This is a genomic window from Stenotrophomonas sp. TWI700 (assembly GCF_039673645.1).
GTDB lineage: Bacteria > Pseudomonadota > Gammaproteobacteria > Xanthomonadales > Xanthomonadaceae > Stenotrophomonas > Stenotrophomonas maltophilia_AA.
Genome location: NZ_JBDJMB010000013.1, coordinates 1 through 18,604 on the forward strand (window position 1 = coordinate 1; position 18,604 = coordinate 18,604).

The following is an 18,604-nucleotide window of genomic DNA, read 5'->3' on the forward strand; positions in this document are numbered from 1 at the left end:
GTGGGGTCGCCCCTTCCGGCCCCCCCCCCAATTACATTTCTGGTGGTGTGTTGGTAGACAACCGTGGGCACCACACGGTCCCGGCCTGGCAATCCCGCCGCGCCTCCGACAGTGTGCTGGTGGGGGGAGGGAGAGCAGCCGGGCATGGCCCGGCTCTACTCGTTCCGATGGGTCGGCGAAGTGCTGCTGTTCGTGTTGAATCCTGACGACTGAGCGCCTGAGTGAAGGTTCGACTTCGCGATGAAGGTTGCGCTTCTTAAGGCGTCTCGATCGCGAGAGCCGGTATTCAGTGCGAAACGTCAGCCACGCAAAAAACCCGCTTTCACCAACCGCACTTCGCGATCTATCAATGCGGAGAGGCGCAACCCATTTCAGGACCGTAGTGCGCCATGGATGGCGCACTACGAGCCTACATGGGTGAGGGCGGATTGCTTGCGAGGCACTGCCTCGCATCCGTCCGAACGCACAGCCGCCAGCGGCTGGGCCGGGCCGCGGAGCGGGACTTGCGGCGGGCCCAGAAATGGGTTGCGCCTCTCCGCAAACGCACGGAAAGTGGAAACGCTGCTATTCGCGTTGTTCTGTAAGGCATCAGAGCTTCAAAGCTCCAAAGCTTCAAAGCTTTAAAGCGTCAAAGCGTCAAAGCGTCAGCGCTTAGGCAACCGGACAACCCGCGTCCCGCTGGCCCGGTCATGCCAGGTCAGGCGCTGTCGATCCACCAGCGCCCACCAGAACCCCAGGCCGGCCGCCAACACCGACAGCGAGCCCACCGCATACCGCAGCCACAACTGCCTGCGCGTCGGCACCGTGCCGTCCAGCGATACCACCTGCAACCGCCAAGGCCGCATCCCCAGCGTCTGCCCACCGCGACGCCAACTCATCGTCGCGTATAGTCCCGTCACGCCCCAGCAGCACGCCCACAGCGCCCACTGCCACGCACTGAACGGCGCGATGTTCTCGCGCTCCGCATGGCCGCTCAAGGTGTAGACCGCCACGAACAGCGCGCCCAACAGCATCCACAGCGCCAGCGCCGGGAAGACGTCGTACAGGAGCGACAGCAGGCGCCACAGCAGCAACGACGCAGGACGATCAGCGGCAGTGGACGACAGCGGGGCATCGGTCATGTCCCGGAGCATACCCGGCCCGCCGCCCACGTTCGATGGCCCCCGATCATTCGCCTCCGTATGCTGTCCGCATGTCCGATGCCACCACCCCCGCACTGCGCCGCCAGCTCGTGCAGCACCTGCCCGAGCTGCGCGACGACGACAACGTCCGCATCCAGCGCTTCCTCGACACCGCCTGGGCCGAACACGGCCTTGCGCGTGCCAGCCTGGACAGCTATCGGCGGGATCTCGAAGGCCTCGCGCGCTGGCGTGATGGCGCCGCAGGGGGGCTGGCCGGCCTCGATCGCGCCGGGCTGTTCGATTACCTCGCCTGGCGCTCCCGTCATGGCTGGTCGCCGCGCAGCAATGCCCGCCTGCTCTCCGCCCTGCGTGCGTTCTTCGCCGATGCCGTCCGCCGCGGCGAACGCAGCGACGACCCCAGCGCGCTGCTCGATCCGCCCAAGCTGCCCCGCCTGCTGCCCAAGGCGCTTGCCGAAAGCCAGATCGACGCGCTGTTGGCCAGCCCCGACATCGACACGCCGCTCGGCCTGCGCGACCGCGCCATGCTCGAGCTGATGTATGCCGCCGGCCTGCGCGTCAGTGAGCTGGTCAACCTGCCGGCCAATGCCGTCAACCTGCGCCAGGGCGTGCTGCGCGTCACCGGCAAGGGCAGCAAGGAACGCCTGGTCCCGCTCGGCGAAGAATCCCAGCACTGGCTCGAACGCTACCTGGCCGAATCGCGCCCCCGGCTCACCGGCAAACGCAACGTGCCCACCCCGCAGGACGGCGCCGTGCCGATGTTCCTGGAGCCCTCCCTGCATCCGGTCAGCCGCCAGCAGTTCTGGGGCCTGGTGAAGAAGTACGCGGTGCTGGCCGGGATCGACCCGGCCCGTATCAGCCCGCACGGCCTGCGCCATAGCTTCGCCACGCACCTGCTCAACCGGGGCGCCGATCTGCGTGCCCTGCAGATGCTGCTGGGCCACAGCTCCCTGTCCACCACGCAGATCTACACGCTGGTGGCGCGCGAGCACCTGCAGAAACTGCACGCCAGGCACCACCCGCGCGGCTGATACCGCGCCGGACAGGGGCACGCGCCGCCGTTCCACTGCGGTCCAGCTGCGGGGGCAGGCAGCTGTGCGAGAATCCAGTCTGACTCCTTACACCGGAATGCTCGATGCTCCGTGTTGCCATTGCGGCGCTCTTCGGCGCGCTCAGCCTGACTGCCTGCGCGCAGCAACCGTCCGCTCCGGCGGCCAAGACCACGTCCGCTGCTCCGGCCGCTGCCGGCGATGCCGACCAGCGCGTGCGCACCGCGCTCCAGCAGCTGGACCCGACCTTCAAGCCCGATTTCATCGGTGCGGCGCCGTTTGCCGGGTTCCGTGAAGTGCTGGTCGGCGGCCAGGTGCTGTACGTCTCCGATGACGGCCGCTACCTGATGCAGTCCCAGCCGTATGACATCCAGAACAAGGCGCCGGTCAGCAGCCAGGGCCTGCTCACCTACCGGCGCAAGCTGCTCGACGGCGTGCCCACCAACGAGCGCATCGTGTTCGCCGCGCCGAACGCCAAGTACACCGTCAGCGTCTTCACCGACATCGAGTGCGGGTACTGCCGCAAGCTGCACCAGGACATCGCCGAGCTCAACCGCAACGGCATCACCGTGGAATACCTGGCGTTCCCGCGCATGGGCCTGGGCAGCCAGGACTACACCGACATGATCTCGGTCTGGTGCGCGGCCGACCGCAAGCAGGCCCTGACCGCGGCCAAGACCGGCAAGGCCGTCACCCCGAAGAACTGCACCAACCCGGTGGCGATGCAGTACAAGCTCGGCCAGCAGATGGGCGTCAACGGTACCCCGGCGATCTTCGCCGCGGACGGCACCCAGCTCGGTGGCTACCTGCCGCCGGCCCAGCTCAAGGCGGCGCTGGAGCGCGTCTCGGCAGGCGGCAGCCGCTGAAAACAACACGCCCCGGCCAGGCCGGGGCGTGTTCTTCACTGAGCGGAGTGGTGTCCGCTCGATCTGCCGGGGCCGCGCCCTGCTCGATCAGTCGGGCGCCGTCCCGCGCTACGGTGTTACTTCAAGCCATCACTGATCGCCTTGGTCAGCGTGCCCTGCGCATCATCGCCGCTGAACTCCCAGAAGAACGCACCGCCCAGGCCCTGCGTTTTCACGTAGCCCATCTTCTCGCTGACCATGGCCGGCGTGTCCACGCTCCAGAAGGTGGTGCCGTTGGAGATCCACGTGGCCTTGGCGACGCTGTCGGTATAGACCGGCCAGTTGAGGGTCTTGAGCACCTTCCAGTCTTCGATGCCGGCCTCGTACGTGCCCGGTGCCGCGCCGCTGGCGCTCTTATAGAGCCCGTTGTTGCCGGCGGCCACACCGGTCCAGCCACGGCCGTAGTAGCCGATGCCCAGGTTCAACTTGCTGGCCGGCACCCCGCGGCTGAGGAAAGCCTCCATCGCATCATTGCTGTTGTAGAACTTCTGGTCGCCGGTGGAGGGATCGGCCGGTGAATCAAACAGGGCCGAGTGGTGATTGGTCTGCGGATCCCACGCGCCGTGGAAGTCGTAGGTCATCACGTTGATGAAATCCAGGTACGGGTGGTAGCTGGCCGGATCGGTCACGCGGATCTTGTCCACGCCTGCGCCCACGGCCACCGTCAGCAGCAGACCGGGCCGCACCGCATCAAGCTGGCGGCGGAACTCGGCCAGCAGCGCGGTGAAGTTGGCGTTGTCGGCCGGCGTGCCACAGCTGAGCCCGCAGGCCACCGGGTACTCCCAGTCGATGTCGATGCCATCGAATACCCCAAGCGCCGCGCCCGCGCCGCCCGCACCATCGGCGAGCGGCAGGTTGCCCTTGATGTAGGCATCGATGCACGAGGCCACGAATGCCTGCCGGTTGGCCGGCTGCGCCGCGCTGGAGAACCCGCGCGACCAGGTCCAGCCACCGAGCGAGATCAGCACCGTGATGTTCGGGTGCTTGGCCTTGAGCTGCTTGAGCTGGTTCCAGTTGCCGCGCAGCGGCTGGTCCCAGGTATCGCCGACGCCGCTCACGCTGGCCCCGGCGGCGAACGACTTGCCGTAGTCGGCATACGCATCGCCGCCCACGCCGGTGTTCGGATCGGAGGCCTGGGTCACGCCCACTTCGCAGCGGTTGTTGCGCACGTTGCCGAAGGCGTAGTTGATGTGGGTCAGTTTCGCCGCCGATCCACTGGTGTCGATGTTCTTCACCTGGTAGTTGCGGCCGTAGATGCCCCACTGGGTGAAGTAGCCGATCACCCGCTTGGTGCCGCCACCACCACCGCCGGCGGCCGTGGTCACGCTGATCGAACCGCTCTGCGCCGAGGCGTTGCCCGCGTTGTCGCGTGCCCGCACGGTGTAGGTATAGGCCGTGCTCGCGCTGAGTCCGCCATCGGTGTACTGGGTCGCGCCGGGCGAGCCGACCAGGCTGCCGTTGCGGTACACGTCGTAGCCGGCCACGCCGCTGCCGCCGCTGTTGTCGGTGGCCGCATTCCAGGCCAGGTTCACCGTCGTGGCGGTCTTCGCGGGCGAGGCCAGTCCGCCCGGGACGCTGGGTGGCGTGGTGTCGTTGCTGGCGGCGGTGACGGTCACGTTGACCGTGGCCGAGGACGTCACCGCGTTGTTGTTGTCGGTGGCCACCGCCTTGAAGGTGTGGCTGCCGGCCGAGGCATTGCTCCAGACCACGCTGTAGGGCGCACTGGTGTCGATGCCCAGCGAGGTGCCGCCGCGGAAGAACTCGACCTTGCTGATGCTGCCGTCGGCGTCGCTGGCATTGGCGCTGACCGTGATGCTGCTGCCGGCGCTGAAGCTGGCCCCGGCGGCCGGGGAGGTCAGCGCCACGCTCGGCGGCTGGTTGCTGCCGCTGCCATCGCAGGCGCCGAGGTTGGTGTAGTAGGGCGCGCCGGCCGGGTGATCCGGCGGGGCGTTCCAGATGTCCTGGTTGGCGCGGTACAGCACGCCCCCCTTCTGCAGGGTCTGGCCGGCCAGATAGATGGCCGCGCCGTTCCATTCGGGGGCCCCGGTACAGTTCGCCGCCTGGACCAGCGTGGGCGTGCAGACGGCCGCGGCCAAGGCCAGGGCCAGCAGCCAGCGGGGGCGGCGGAGGAGGGCGGCGGGGGAGGAAAACGATGTCACTGCACGGCGCGCAATCGGGTCTGGCATGGTCGGTCTCCGATCAGGTGGGCGCATGCCGCCGGGATGGCGGCATGCGTGCAGCAGTTCCGGACGCCGGTGAGAGAGGCCGGCAACGACATGGGGGACGGACGGCACCTGGCCGCAGGCCAGGTGGTGATAACGTTGTCATGTAATCCGGGTGCAATCCGTGAACCAGTGCATGGTTCTGGTGTGAACGAGCTTGGCCCCGGCCCTGGCCGGTCGATCCCCCGGGCCGGGCCGCGGCGGCCGACTTGGGTACAATAGTGGGCCCCGTTCCCAACCACGGTTCCCCGGACATGATGGTCCTCGAGGGCGCACCCGCCCTTTCGCCGTTCCGCCGCGAACGTCTTGAATCCCGCCTGCAGTCCCTGGCCGCCGATCTGCGCATCACCGGTGCCTGGCATGTCTACTTCATCCAGACCGAGGGCGATGCGGCCCCGGACCCGGCGATCCTGAGCCGGATCCTGGAGGCCCAGCCGGCGCTGGCCGAGCGTGAGGACGGGGCGGTGTCGCGCTTCGTGGTGCCGCGGTTGGGCACCCTGTCGCCCTGGTCGAGCAAGGCCACCGAGCTGGTCCGTGGCGCCGGGCAGCCGATCCGCCGGGTCGAACGTGGCCTGCGCATCGACCTGGCCGGCTGGCCGGCCGATGCGGCCGCGCAGGAAGCGGTGATCCGCGCGCTGCACGATCCGATGACCCAGTCCGTGCTGGCCGAGACCGCGCAGGCCCAGGCGCTGTTCAGCGCCCCGGCGCGCGGCGAGCTGGAGCGGATCGCACTGGATGACCTGGAAGCGGCCAACAGCCGCCTCGGCCTGGCCATGGCCCAGGACGAGATCGACTACCTGCGCCAGCGCTTCGGCGACCTGGGCCGCAAGCCGTCGGACGTGGAACTGATGATGTTCGCGCAGGCCAACTCCGAGCACTGCCGCCACAAGATCTTCAATGCCAGCTGGACCATCGACGGCGCCGACCAGTCGCACTCGCTGTTCCGGATGATCAAGAACACCCACCAGCAGACCCCGCAGCACACGTTGAGCGCCTACAGCGACAACGCCGCGGTGGTCGCCGGTTTCCCGGCCGCGCGCTATCGCCCGGACCCGGCCACTGGCCAGTACCGCAGCGAGGCCGTGGTGGATTCGGCGTTCTGCATCAAGGTGGAAACGCATAACCACCCGACTGCGATCGCCCCGTTCCCGGGCGCGGCCACCGGCGCGGGCGGTGAGATCCGCGATGAAGGCGCGACCGGCCGCGGCGGCAAGCCCAAGGCCGGCCTGACCGGGTTCTCGGTCTCGCACCTGCGCATCCCGACCCTGCCGCAGCCGTGGGAAGCGCCGCGCGCGCTCAACCCGCGCATGGCAGCGGCGCTGGACATCATGCTGGACGGCCCGCTCGGCGGCGCCGCCTTCAACAACGAGTTCGGCCGCCCGAACCTGCTCGGTTACTTCCGCAGCTTCGAGCTGGCCGAGGGCGAGGGCCTGACCCGCGCCTACGACAAGCCGATCATGCTGGCCGGTGGCCTGGGCGCGATCGACCAGAACCAGGTCGAGAAGCTCCGCCTGCAGCCCGGCGATGCGGTGATCGTGCTCGGCGGTCCGGCGATGCTGATCGGTCTCGGCGGCGGCGCCGCCAGCTCGGTGGCCTCCGGTGAAAGCGCCGAAGACCTCGATTTCGCCAGCGTGCAGCGCGACAACCCGGAAATGGAGCGTCGCTGCCAGGAAGTGATCGACCGCTGCGTCGCGCTCGGCCTGGACAACCCGATCCGCTGGTTCCATGACGTCGGCGCAGGTGGCCTGTCCAACGCGATTCCCGAGTTGCTGCACGACTCCGGCGTGGGTGGCGTGATCGATCTGGGCAAGGTGCCGGCCGATGACCCGTCGCTGTCGCCGATGCAGCTGTGGTGCAACGAATCGCAGGAACGTTACGTGCTCGGGGTGCCGCAGGCGCGCCTGGCCGAGTTCGCCGCGCTGTGCGCGCGCGAGCGGTGCCCGTTCGCCGCGGTCGGTGTCGCCACCGCTGAAGAGCGTCTGGTCGTGGCCTATGGCGCGACCGTGGGCAACACCCCGGCCGATGCCCCGATCGATCTGCCGATGGACGTGCTGTTCGGCAAGGCGCCGAAGATGCACCGCGACACCGTGCACCCGGCTGCACCGCGCTGGCCGGCGCTGAAGACCGCCGGGCTGGACCTGCACGAGGCTGGTCTGCGCGTGCTGGCGCATCCCTCGGTGGCCTCGAAGAACTTCCTGGTCACCATCGGTGACCGCAGCGTCGGTGGCCTGACCGCACGCGAACAGATGATCGGCCCGTGGCAGCTGCCGCTGGCCAACGTCGCCATCACCCTGGCTGGTTTCGATACCGTGGCCGGTGAAGCGATGGCGATCGGCGAGCGCACCCCGCTGGCCCTGCTGGATGCGGCCGCCTCGGCGCGCATGGCGGTCGGTGAAGCGATCACCAACCTGTGCGCGGCGCCTGTCGATGCGCTGGAAACGGTGAAGCTGTCGGCCAACTGGATGGCCGCGGCCGGTCACCACGGCGAAGACGCGCTGCTGTATGACGCGGTGCGTGCGGTCGGCATGGAACTGTGCCCGCAGCTGGACCTGAGCATTCCGGTCGGCAAGGACTCCCTGTCCATGCAGGCGCAGTGGCAGGCCGACGGCCAGGCGCACAAGTCGGTGTCGCCGGTGTCGCTGGTGATCTCCGCGTTCGCGCCGGTCGCCGATGCGACTGGCCAGCTGACCCCGCTGCTCGACCGCGATGCTGACAGCGAGCTGTGGCTGATCGGCCTGGGGGCTGGCAAACAGCGCCTGGGCGGCTCGATCCTGGCCCAGGTGCACGCCGACCACTCCGCGTTGCCGGCCTTCGCCGGTGCGGTGCCGGACCTGGACGATGCCAAGCGTCTGCGTGCCTTCTTCGAACTGATCCGCGACGCGCGCCAGGCCGGCCTGCTGCTGGCCTACCACGACCGCAGCGATGGCGGCGCGTTCGCCGCGCTGTGCGAGATGGCCTTCGTGTCGCGCCTCGGCCTGGACATCACCCTGGATGCCTGGGGTGATGATCCGTTCCGCAGCCTGTTCAATGAAGAGCTGGGCGCGGTGGTGCAGATCGCCAAGGAAGACCGCGCGGCGTTCGCCGATCTGGTCGAGCGTCATGCCCTGACCGAATGCGCGCAGCGCATCGCGCGCCCGACCACCGCCCCGGTGGTGCGCGTTTCGCTGCAGGGCGACAGCCTGGTCGAGTGGCGCTGGGAAGCGCTGTTCGATGCCTGGTGGTCGGTCACCCACGCCATGCAGAAGCTGCGCGACAACCCGGACAACGCCGACCAGGAGCGTGCGATCGCGCGCAACTTCAACGCGCCGGGCCTGAAGCCCAAGCTCAGCTTCGACATCAACGAAGACGTGGCGATGCCTTTCATCAACACCGGCGCGCGTCCGCGCGTGGCGGTGCTGCGCGAGCAGGGCGTCAATGGCCAGATCGAAATGGCGAACGTCTTCGAACGTGCCGGCTTCAGTTCGTTCGATGTGCACATGAGCGACCTGATCGAAGGCCGCGTCGCGCTGTCCGATTTCACCGGCCTGGTGGCCTGTGGCGGCTTCAGCTACGGCGATGTGCTCGGTGCCGGCCGCGGCTGGGCCACCTCGGTGCTGGAGCGCAGCGCGCTGCGCGATGCCTTCGCGGCGTTCTTCGCCCGCGAGGACAGCTTCGCCCTGGGCGTGTGCAACGGCTGCCAGATGATGAGCCAGCTCAAGGACATCATCCCCGGTGCCGAACACTGGCCCCAGTTCCACCGCAATCGCAGCGAGCAGTTCGAAGCACGCACCGCCTTGATCGAAGTGGTGGAGTCGCCGTCGATCCTGCTGCGCGGCATGGCCGGCTCGCGCCTGCCGGTCGTGGTAGCGCATGGCGAAGGCCAGGCCGTCTTCGCCAATGCGGTCGATCAGGCCGCGGCACGCGTGTCGCTGCGTTACATCGATGGCGATGGCAACGTGGCGAGCCAGTACCCGCTGAATCCGAACGGCTCGCCCGACGGCATCACCGGGCTGACCACCACCGATGGCCGCACCACGATCATGATGCCGCATCCGGAACGCACCCCGCGTGCGATCAACCTCAGCTGGCATCCGGACGATTGGAACGGCGATTCGCCGTGGCTGCGGATGTTCCGCAACGCAAGAGTATGGTGCGGCTGATACTGCGCACCGCATCGCATTCGATACGGTGAAAGTCGCGTGAAGAAACCGCCGGCATGTCCGGCGGTTTTCTTTTGCATGGCCGACAAACTGATCGACAGCAATGAGTTACATCGCGTTACAGCGTGAAAACGCGTTATGGCGATTGCTCACATACAGCTAACAAAATCACGCAATAACACGTCGTTTCTGTGACGCAATTCGCGGTCATATGAATTTCAATGTCAAAGTCTTGACGTTGTTCAAACTGTACGTTAACACTGCATGCTCATTTCGACAGCGTTCAGTTCCGCAGTAAGCGCATGGATGGCGTGCACGCTGTAGGTATCTGCCAGCCATTGCGCACAACGCAGTAAATCAAGCGAAAAAACGCCCCCAGGGGACGTTGGACCACGCGGTCCGGCGTTGGCGTCGCTTTGCCTAAAACCAGCCTAATCAGGAGCCGCATCGATGAATCGGATTTATCGCAAGGTCTGGAACAAAGCACTGGGGCAGATGGTCGTCGCCTCGGAATTGGCCAGCAGCCAGTCCTCGGGTGTCGTCATCGATCAGCGCCGAACCTCTGGCGGGCGCAACACCGCACTGCTCTCGGCCGCCATCGCGTTGACGCTTGGATGGGGCGCGGCAGGCGTTGTGCAAACGGCGCACGCGCAGTCGGTGGAGGTGGGGGGCAATGCGAATTGCCTGGTGCTCAACGGCGGCATCGTCGACAGCTGCGTGGTCGACGGCAACGCCACGGCATCGGGCACCAACGCAGTCGCCATCGGCAGCAACAGCACGGCCTCGGCGGCCAACAGCGTGGCGCTCGGCGCCGGCTCGAAGGCGAACCGGGCCAACACCGTGTCGGTGGGGGATGCCGGCAAGGAACGCCAGGTCACCAATGTCGCCGCCGGCACGGCCGCGACGGACGCGGTGAACAAGGCACAGCTGGACAAGGTGGCGGTCGCAGCCGAAGGCGCGACCCGCTATTTCAAGGCCGACGGTGACGGCAGCGCCGCCGATGCGGCGAAGATCGATGGCGAGGGTGCACTGGCCGCAGGTGCCAGCGCCAACGCCGATGGCGACGGCGCAACGGCGCTGGGTCGCAGCAGCCAGGCGGTCGGCAATGCCACCACGGCAGTGGGCAGCGAAGCGCTCGCGATTGGCCTCGGGGCGAGTTCCTTCGGTCAGGGCAGCATGGCCTTCGGCGACGCAAGCATCGCGCTGGGCCAGAGTGCGGCGGCCTTCGGTCTGGGCGATGTCGCGCTCGGTGCATCGGCCGTAGCGGCCAGTGAAAACGGTGCAGCCACTGCGATCGGCGGCCTGGCGGAAGCCAGCGCCGATGGCGCGACCGCGATCGGTGGGGGTGCCTTGGCCATCGGCCCGGGCAGCACCTCGCTCGGCCGCGGTGCAGCCAGTGCCGGTGAAGCCTCGGTCGCGGTCGGCGCGTTCAGCGTCGCGGTCGCGGATTTCAGCGCGACCCTCGGCGCGAACTCGGCTGCGGTGGCGGTGGGCAGCGTGGCGCTCGGCGCCGGTTCGTATGCCGATCGCATCGATACGGTATCGGTCGGCAATGCGGAAAACGGCCTGCGTCGCCAGATCACCAATCTTGCCGATGGCACCGAAGACAGCGATGCGGTGAACAAGGCGCAGCTGGATCAGGTCGGTGCGGTCGCAGTCAACACCGACAAGCGCTTCCAGGCCACCGGCAGCAGCGACAGCGATGCCGGTGCCCTCGCGGCAGGCGACAACGCGACCGCGATCGGTGAAGCGGCCAACGCGCTGGCCAACGGCGCCACCGCGCTCGGCAGCGGCGCTACGGTCACCGCGCAGAACGCGACGGCGGTCGGCTACAACGCCAGCGCTACGGGCCAGAACAGTGCGGCCTTCGGTACCAATGCGCAGGCCAATGGTCCGGGCAGTGTGGCAGTGGGCGGTGCAGCGGTGGATGCCGACGGCAACCCGCTGATCACCAACGGCGGCGTGCCCGTGGATACCGGTGCGACCAGCGCCGGCGTCGGCGGCACGGCCGTCGGTGCGAGCGCGGAAGCCTCGGGTTTCGCTGCATCGTCCTACGGCGTCGGCGCATACGCGGCCGGTGCGCAGGCCTCGGCGTTCGGTGCAGTGGCCAATGCCACCGGCGACTATTCCACCGCCGTCGGTACGCAGAGCGTGGCGACCGGCAACAGCAGCACCGCCATCGGCGGGCCGGCGGATCTGCTGCCGGGCCTGGGCTTCTTCGTGCAGACCCAGGCCAGTGGCGAAGCGGCCACCGCGGTGGGTGCGGGCGCGATTGCCAGTGGAGATTACGCGGTGGCCAACGGCACCCTGAGCGAAGCCTCGGGCACCGAAGCTACCGCCGTGGGCTACTTCGCCTACGCCCCGGGCGAGGGCGCCACGGCGCTCGGCGCGGAAACCTGGGCCAGCGGTGAACTGAGCACGGCGGTGGGCTTCTACAGCACTGCGCGCGGCGCGAACAGCGTCGCGCTGGGGGCCAACTCCACCGCCACCCGCGACAACACGGTCTCGGTCGGTGATGTCGGCAACGAGCGCCAGATCACCCACGTCGCCGCGGGCAGCGAAGCGACCGATGCGGTCAACAAGGCGCAGCTTGATGCAGTGGCCAGCTCGGCCTCGGCGACATCGACGCAGTTCAAGGCCAGCGGCGCTGCCAGTGGTGCGGTTGGTGCATTCGCCGATGGCGAGGATGCGCTGGCGGCCGGTGAAGCCAGCAACGCGCTGGGTGCCGGTGCCACTGCCGTGGGCGGCGGTGCGACCGCCGTCGGCGATGACACCGTCGCGCTGGGCCGCAACAGCAGCGCGACCGGCAACGGCAGCGTGGCCATTGGTGGCCTCGGCCAGGCGTATGACGAGTACAACCAGCCGCTGGTGGATGACCAGGGCAATGCGATCCTGATCGGTGCCACCGCGGCGCCGGACAGCGTCGCGGTCGGTGCCGGTGCACAGGCCACCGGCACCACCAGCAATGCATTCGGCAGCGGTGCACAGGCCACCGGCAGCAACAGCCTGGCCAGCGGCTACAAGGCGCGCGCCACCGGCGATTACAGCGTGGCGCAGGGCGACAACGCCTTCGCCAGCGGCGAAGAAGCCACCGCGACCGGCGCATATGCGTGGGCCACCGCGGATGGCGCCACCGCCTTCGGCTCCAGTGCGTGGGCGACCGAAGCCAACGCCACGGCGGTGGGTCAGTCGGCCTGGGCCAGCGGCACCGGCTCGACCTCGATCGGCTACAACAGCTGGGCGCGCGGCAGCAGTTCCACCGCGCTCGGCCGCGGTGCTTTCGGCTACGGCGACAACAGCGTGGCCGTCGGTTTCCAGGCATTGGGCAACAGCATCAACAGCATCGCCATCGGTACCAACGTGGTCGCCGGCGGCGAGAGTGCGATCGGCATCGGTGCCGGCAGCAGCGCGACGGCGTCCAATGCGGTCGCGCTCGGCGCGGGTGCGGTCGCCGACCGTGCCTATACTGTCTCGGTCGGCAACGATGACCGGCAGCGCCAGATCACCCAGGTGGCCGCCGGTACCGAGGGCAGCGATGCGGTCAATCTGGATCAGCTGACTGCGGCGACCGACCAGTTCCAGGCCAGTGGCGAGGGTGTTGCCGTCGCCGGTGGCCAGGAAAGCGTGGCCGCCGGTGCGAACGCGGCCACCGATGGCGATTACGCCACCGCAGTGGGTTCAAGCAGCTTCGCGGCAGGCACAGGCGCGTCGGCGTTGGGCAGTGGCGCCTTCGCCCTGGCCGACAACGCCAGTGCCGTCGGCTTCAATGCCGTCGCCAGCGGTGCCAATGCGATCGCGGTCGGCGCCAATGCGCAGTCCACCGCCGAATACGCGACGGCGACCGGTGCCGAAAGCCTGGCCTCCGGCGAGCAGAGCACCGCGACCGGTGCGGCCAGTGTCGCCTCCGGCGCCGGCAGCCTGGCCGGTGGCGCGCTGTCGGAGGCCGCCGGTGAAGAATCGGTGGCCCTGGGTTACTTCAGCAGTGCCAGCGGCGAGGGTGCGACCGCGGTCGGTGCGGAAAGCGTGGTCAGTGGGACGCTCTCGGCCGGTTACGGGTTCGCCTCCGAAGCGACCGCCAACTACACCACCGCGATCGGTGGCTACGCGGTGGCGTCGGCCTTCAACGCGACCGCACTGGGCAGTTTCGCGCAGGCGACCGGCTCCAACAGCGTGGCACTCGGTGGCGATGCCGAAGCCTCCGGTGCGTACAGCACCGCCACCGGCCAGGGCAGCCTGGCCAGCGGCATCAACAGCGTGGCCGTCGGTGGTGCGCTGTTCGGCCTGCTGCCCACCGAAGCCTCCGGCAACTACTCCACAGCCGTCGGCGGTGGTGCATGGTCGCCGGGCGTCAACAGCACCGCGCTCGGCAATGCGGCCACCTCGAGCGGGGCGAACAGCGTCGCCCTCGGCGCCGACTCGATTGCCGACCGCGATGACAGCGTCTCGGTCGGCAGTGCCGATGCGCAGCGGCAGATCACCAACGTCGCGGCGGGCACCGACGGCACCGATGCGGTCAACGTGAACCAGTTGAATGCAGTGGCCGATGCGGCCGCCTCCACCAGCAAGTACTTCCAGGCCAGTGGCAGCGCCGACAGCGATGCCGGTGCCTACGTGGAGGGTGACAACGCGCTGGCCGCCGGTGAGGCCTCCAACGCCATCGGCAACGGTGCCACCGCGCTGGGCAGCGGCAGCACCGTGATCGGCACCGAATCCACCGCGCTGGGCTTCAACGCCACGGTCACCGGGGACAACGCGGTGGCGATTGGCAGCAATGCGAGCAGCAGCGCCGCAGGCGCGGTGGCCCTCGGCGATCTGAGCGCGGCCTCCGGCGCGGCCAGCGTCGCCATCGGCGGCGGTTCGTTGTCGCAGGGCTTCGGCGCGGTGGCGATCGGGGCCGGCTCCGAGGCGGCGGGCCTTGCCGCCACCGCCGTCGGTTACGGCGCCTGGGCGCTGGGGCGTGAATCCACCGCGATCGGCAACTTCGCTACCGCGGACGGCTGGCAGGCCAGTGCGTTCGGCGCGAATGCCACCGCAGGCTTCTTCGGCACTGCACTGGGCAGCAATACGCAGGCGGCCGACGTGGCGACCGCGGTAGGCCAGGGCACGCGTGCGGATATCGCCGGTGCCGCCTTCGGCGTGCAGGCCAATGCAGGCCTATATGGCGTGGCGGTGGGCAACAACGCCGCCACCGGGGAAGACGGCGTGGCCGTCGGCTTCAACGCGCTGGCCGGTGCGGATGCGGGCAGTGTCACGCAGGGCATCCAGACCACCGCGATCGGCAGTGAAGCTTGGGCGACCGAAGACGGTGCCACCGTCGTCGGCTACAACAGCTACGCGCAGGCGGTGAATTCCACCGTGGTGGGCAGCAACACCTGGACCACCAAGGACGCCGACAACAGCGTCGCGCTCGGTGCCGGTTCGCTGGCTGATCGTGCCAACGCCGTCTCGGTGGGTGCCGCGCAGGCATGGACCGACGCGGCGGGCGTGGTGCATGAGGCCATTGATCGGCAGATCACCAATGTCGGTGCCGGTACGGAAGACACCGATGCGGTCAATGTCGCGCAGCTGAAGGAGGTGGCAGCAACGGCTGAAGCCACCAGCAAGTACTTCCAGGCCAGCGGCAGCGCTGACAGCGACGCCGGTGCGTACGTGGAAGGCGACAACGCGCTGGCCGCCGGTGAGGCGTCCAACGCCATCGGCAACGGCGCCAGCGCACTCGGCAGCGGGGCAACGGCCGTCGCCGACAACGCCACCGCGGTCGGCTTCAACGCCTTGGCAAGCGCCGAAGGCGCCGCGGCCCTGGGCAGTGACGCGCAGGCGACCGGCGAAGACAGTGTCGCGGTCGGCAACGGCGCCAGTGCCAGCGAGATCGGTGCCAGTGCCACGGGCGCCGGTGCGCAGGCGGGCGGTGCTTACGCCACGGCGACCGGCAGCCAGTCCACGGCGGCGGGCCAGCAGGCCACCGCCAACGGCTTCCGCGCGAATGCCTCCGAAGCCGGTGCATCGGCCTTCGGCAGCTACAGCGAAGCGACCGGGCAGCTCTCTTCCGCGCTGGGCTACGGGGCGGTTGCCTCCAACGCCTATGCCGTAGCGGTGGGTGCCGCCTCGACCGCCTCCGGCGCGGGTGCGGTGGCGGTGGGTGAATCGTCTGAAGCCACCGGCGATGAGAGCGTGGCGATCGGTGGCACGACCTTCTACGGTCTGCTGCCGTCGCGCGCCTCGGGCACCGGTGCGTCCGCGTTCGGTGCAGGTGCGTGGGCAACCGATGATTACGCTACCGCGATCGGCTGGAACGCGTGGGCCGATGCGGGCAATGCCACCGCACTGGGCGCCAGCGCCAGCGCGGAGGGCGTGAACAGCGTCGCGCTCGGCGCCGGTTCCACTGCGGATCGCGACAACTCGGTCTCGGTCGGTACGGCCACCGCGCAGCGGCAGATCACCAACGTCGCTGCCGGTACTGAAGGCACCGACGCGGTGAACGTCGACCAGCTCAATGCGGTCGCCGATGTGGCGGAAACCACCAGCCGGTACTTCCAGGCGTCGGGCAGCGGCAATGGCGATGACGTCGGCAGCTATGTCGACGGGGCGTATGCCACCGCGGCGGGCGAGGCGGCCAATGCGTTCGGCACCGGGGCCTCGGCGTATGGCAGCGGCGCCCTGGCCTCCGGGCGCAACGCCTCGGCGTCGGGCTTCAACGCCTCGGCCACGGCCGATTCGGCGACCGCCATCGGTGGTGCGCTGTATTACGAAGATGACAATGGCAACGTGCTGCTGGACAAGGCCACCAGTGCCAGCGCCGTCGGTGCCACCGCACTCGGTGCGGGGGCGCAGGCGGACGGCAGCTTCAGTACCGCCACCGGTGCCGGCGCCACGGCAACGGGGCTGCAGTCCTCGGCCTTCGGCTACAGCGCCGAAGCCGGCAGCGACTACAGCACTGCGGTCGGTACCTTCAGCGCCGCCAGCGGCGTGCGCACCACGGCGTTGGGCTACGGCGCCGAAGCCAGTGGTGATTACGCGTCGGCACTGGGCTGGGGCAGCACCGCCTCGGGCAGCTACGCCAATGCACTGGGCTACGCGTCGCAGGCCAGCGGCGACAACAGTGTCGCTGCCGGTTCCAACGCCTGGGCCACCGCGGCACGCACCACGGCGGTCGGGCAGCTGGCCTGGGCCACCTCCCAGGGCGCCACCGCGATCGGCCAGGACAGCTACGCGTACAGCGGCATCAATGCCACCGCGCTGGGCACCAGTTCGTCGGCCAGTGGCGCAGGCAGCGTCGCGCTGGGCGCCGGTGCCCGCACCAGCGAGGCCAACGTGGTCTCGGTCGGCGGCGGCAACGGCACCACCGGCCCGGCCACGCGCCGCATCACCAATGTCGGGGATGCGGTCAATGCCAGTGACGCGGTGACCAAGTCGCAGCTGGATACCGTGGCTGCGACCGCCGATGCGGTCGGCAAGCACTTCCAGGCCAGCGGCAGCGGCGTGGCCACGGCCAGCGGCAGTGATGCGCTTGCCGCCGGTTCCGGCGCGACCGCCAGCGCAACCCGCAGCAGTGCATTGGGTACCGCCGCCATCGCCTCGGCGACCGGTGCCACCGCAGTCGGCGCCGATGCCTCGGCACGCGGTGCCAACAGCACCGTGCTCGGCCGCCAGGCCTCGACCAACGCGACCAACGGTGTGGCGATCGGCAACGGCGCGTTCGCCAGCAACGGGGCCAACAGCATCGCGATCGGTTCGGCAGCGGGCGTCTCCGGTGCCAACGCCGTGGCGCTGGGGGCGGGGTCGCGCGCAATGGAGGCCAACGTGGTCTCGGTGGGTGGCGGCAACGGCACCGACGGCCCGGCCACGCGCCGCATCGTCAACGTCGGCGCCGGCCGCATCGCGGCAGGCAGTACCGATGCGGTGACCGGTGGCCAGCTCAACACCACCAACCAGCGTGTCGGTGCGGTGGAGACCCAGGTCGGTGATATCGACACCCGGATCGGCTCGGTCGAGAACGTCACCGCCAATGCGCTTACCTATGACGACAGCAGCCGCGACACACTGACCCTGTCGGGTCTGCAGGGCACCACGCTGGACAACGTCGGCAGCGGTTCGATCGCGTCCGGCAGCCGCCAGGCGATCAACGGCGGACAGTTGTTCCAGTCGCTGACCGATGTCGCCACCTTCCTCGGCGGCGGCGCCAGCGTGGGCATGCAGGGTGTGTTCGTCGCGCCGAACTATGTGATCCAGGGGGCGACGTACAGCAACGTGGGCGACGCACTGGGTGCGCTGGACCGCAAGGTCAGCGATCTGGACCAGCGCGTGGCCGGTGGCGGCAGTGGCGGTGCACGTGCACGCACCGCCGCAGTGGCCACCGCCAGCGTCGCACCGGAAGCCAGTGTCATGAGTGCTGCCAGCGAGGACGCGATTGCGACGGTACAGGGCGCGCCGACCGCGGCGAGCGTGGGCAGCAGTCAGCCGCTCAGCGCGCCAGCCGCCGCACCGGCCGCAGTCAATGCGGTGGTGATGGGAGACGGTGCCGTGGCCAGCGGGGCGTCGGCTACGGCGATCGGCCAGGGCGCGACCGCCTCGGCCGCCAACTCGGTGGCACTGGGGCAGGGCTCGGTCGCGGATCGTGCCGATACGGTCTCGGTCGGCAGCGTCGGCAACGAGCGTCAGGTCGCCAACGTCGCGGCCGGTACGCAGGCCACCGATGCGGTCAACAAGGGCCAGCTGGACGGTGGCATCGCGACCGCCAACAGCTACACCGACCAGCGCTTCACCTCGATGGCCGACAGCTTCGATATCTACAAAGGCGAGATCGACCAGCGCCTGCGTCACCAGGACCGTCGCATCGATCGCCAGGGTGCGATGAGCGCGGCCATGCTCAACATGGCCACCAGCGCCGCCGGCGTGCGCACCCAGAACCGCGTCGGTGTCGGCGTCGGTTTCCAGGGCGGCGAATCTGCGTTGTCGCTGGGCTACCAGCGCGCGCTCAGCGAGCGCGCCACGGTGACCCTGGGCGGTGCCTTCAGCAGTGATGACAGCTCGGTCGGCGTGGGTGCCGGCTTTGGCTGGTAAGCCGTTTCAACGCGGGGCCGTGCGCGGCCCCGCTGCAACGTAATGCAAGGCCTGAGGGGGCGGGTCACGGGAACCTTGGCCAGGGCCGGC

The 18,604-nt window shown here is 69.1% G+C and carries 6 protein-coding genes; 4 read left to right on the top strand and 2 right to left on the bottom strand.

The annotated features are described in order from the left end of the window. Nucleotides 1-644: 644 nt before the first annotated feature. On the bottom strand, nucleotides 645-1,133 hold the full coding sequence (locus ABE473_RS11145; protein ID WP_346489510.1) for an RDD family protein: 489 nt from the start codon (nucleotides 1,131-1,133) through the stop codon (nucleotides 645-647). A gap of 59 nt (nucleotides 1,134-1,192) precedes the next feature. Here ABE473_RS11145 and xerD point away from each other — a divergent pair, with 59 nt between their 5' ends. Together xerD and ABE473_RS11155 are read left to right on the top strand one after the other, a co-directional pair. Further along, complete coding sequence (gene xerD, locus ABE473_RS11150) at nucleotides 1,193-2,170, top strand: site-specific tyrosine recombinase XerD (RefSeq protein WP_346489511.1); 978 nt, start codon at nucleotides 1,193-1,195, stop codon at nucleotides 2,168-2,170. A gap of 104 nt (nucleotides 2,171-2,274) precedes the next feature. Next, nucleotides 2,275-3,054 carry a thioredoxin fold domain-containing protein gene (locus tag ABE473_RS11155; protein WP_346489512.1) on the top strand — a complete coding sequence of 260 codons (780 nt, stop codon included), beginning with the start codon at nucleotides 2,275-2,277 and terminating at the stop codon, nucleotides 3,052-3,054. Between the two features lie 116 nt (nucleotides 3,055-3,170). Here the strand turns inward: ABE473_RS11155 and ABE473_RS11160 are convergent, their stop codons facing one another. Next, on the bottom strand, nucleotides 3,171-5,279 hold the full coding sequence (locus ABE473_RS11160; protein ID WP_346489513.1) for a glycosyl hydrolase family 18 protein: 2,109 nt from the start codon (nucleotides 5,277-5,279) through the stop codon (nucleotides 3,171-3,173). Nucleotides 5,280-5,569: 290 nt separating this feature from the next. Here ABE473_RS11160 and purL point away from each other — a divergent pair, with 290 nt between their 5' ends. Together purL and ABE473_RS11170 are read left to right on the top strand one after the other, a co-directional pair. Beyond that, nucleotides 5,570-9,454 (top strand): phosphoribosylformylglycinamidine synthase, encoded by a 3,885-nt coding sequence (gene purL / locus ABE473_RS11165; RefSeq protein WP_346489514.1) that lies wholly within the window; start codon nucleotides 5,570-5,572, stop codon nucleotides 9,452-9,454. 450 nt (nucleotides 9,455-9,904) lie between these two features. Continuing rightward, nucleotides 9,905-18,514 carry an ESPR-type extended signal peptide-containing protein gene (locus ABE473_RS11170; RefSeq protein WP_346489515.1) on the top strand — a complete coding sequence of 2,870 codons (8,610 nt, stop codon included), beginning with the start codon at nucleotides 9,905-9,907 and terminating at the stop codon, nucleotides 18,512-18,514. The last annotated feature ends 90 nt before the right edge of the window (nucleotides 18,515-18,604 follow it).

Excerpts from the sequence above, each read along its gene's own strand:
- ABE473_RS11145 (WP_346489510.1), bottom strand. The coding sequence starts at position 1,133 with ATGCTCCGGGACATGACCGATGCCCCGCTGTCGTCCACTGCCGCTGAT.
- xerD (WP_346489511.1), top strand. The coding sequence starts at position 1,193 with ATGTCCGATGCCACCACCCCCGCACTGCGCCGCCAGCTCGTGCAGCAC.
- ABE473_RS11155 (WP_346489512.1), top strand. The coding sequence starts at position 2,275 with ATGCTCCGTGTTGCCATTGCGGCGCTCTTCGGCGCGCTCAGCCTGACT.
- ABE473_RS11160 (WP_346489513.1), bottom strand. The coding sequence starts at position 5,279 with ATGCCAGACCCGATTGCGCGCCGTGCAGTGACATCGTTTTCCTCCCCC.
- purL (WP_346489514.1), top strand. The coding sequence starts at position 5,570 with ATGATGGTCCTCGAGGGCGCACCCGCCCTTTCGCCGTTCCGCCGCGAA.
- ABE473_RS11170 (WP_346489515.1), top strand. The coding sequence starts at position 9,905 with ATGAATCGGATTTATCGCAAGGTCTGGAACAAAGCACTGGGGCAGATG.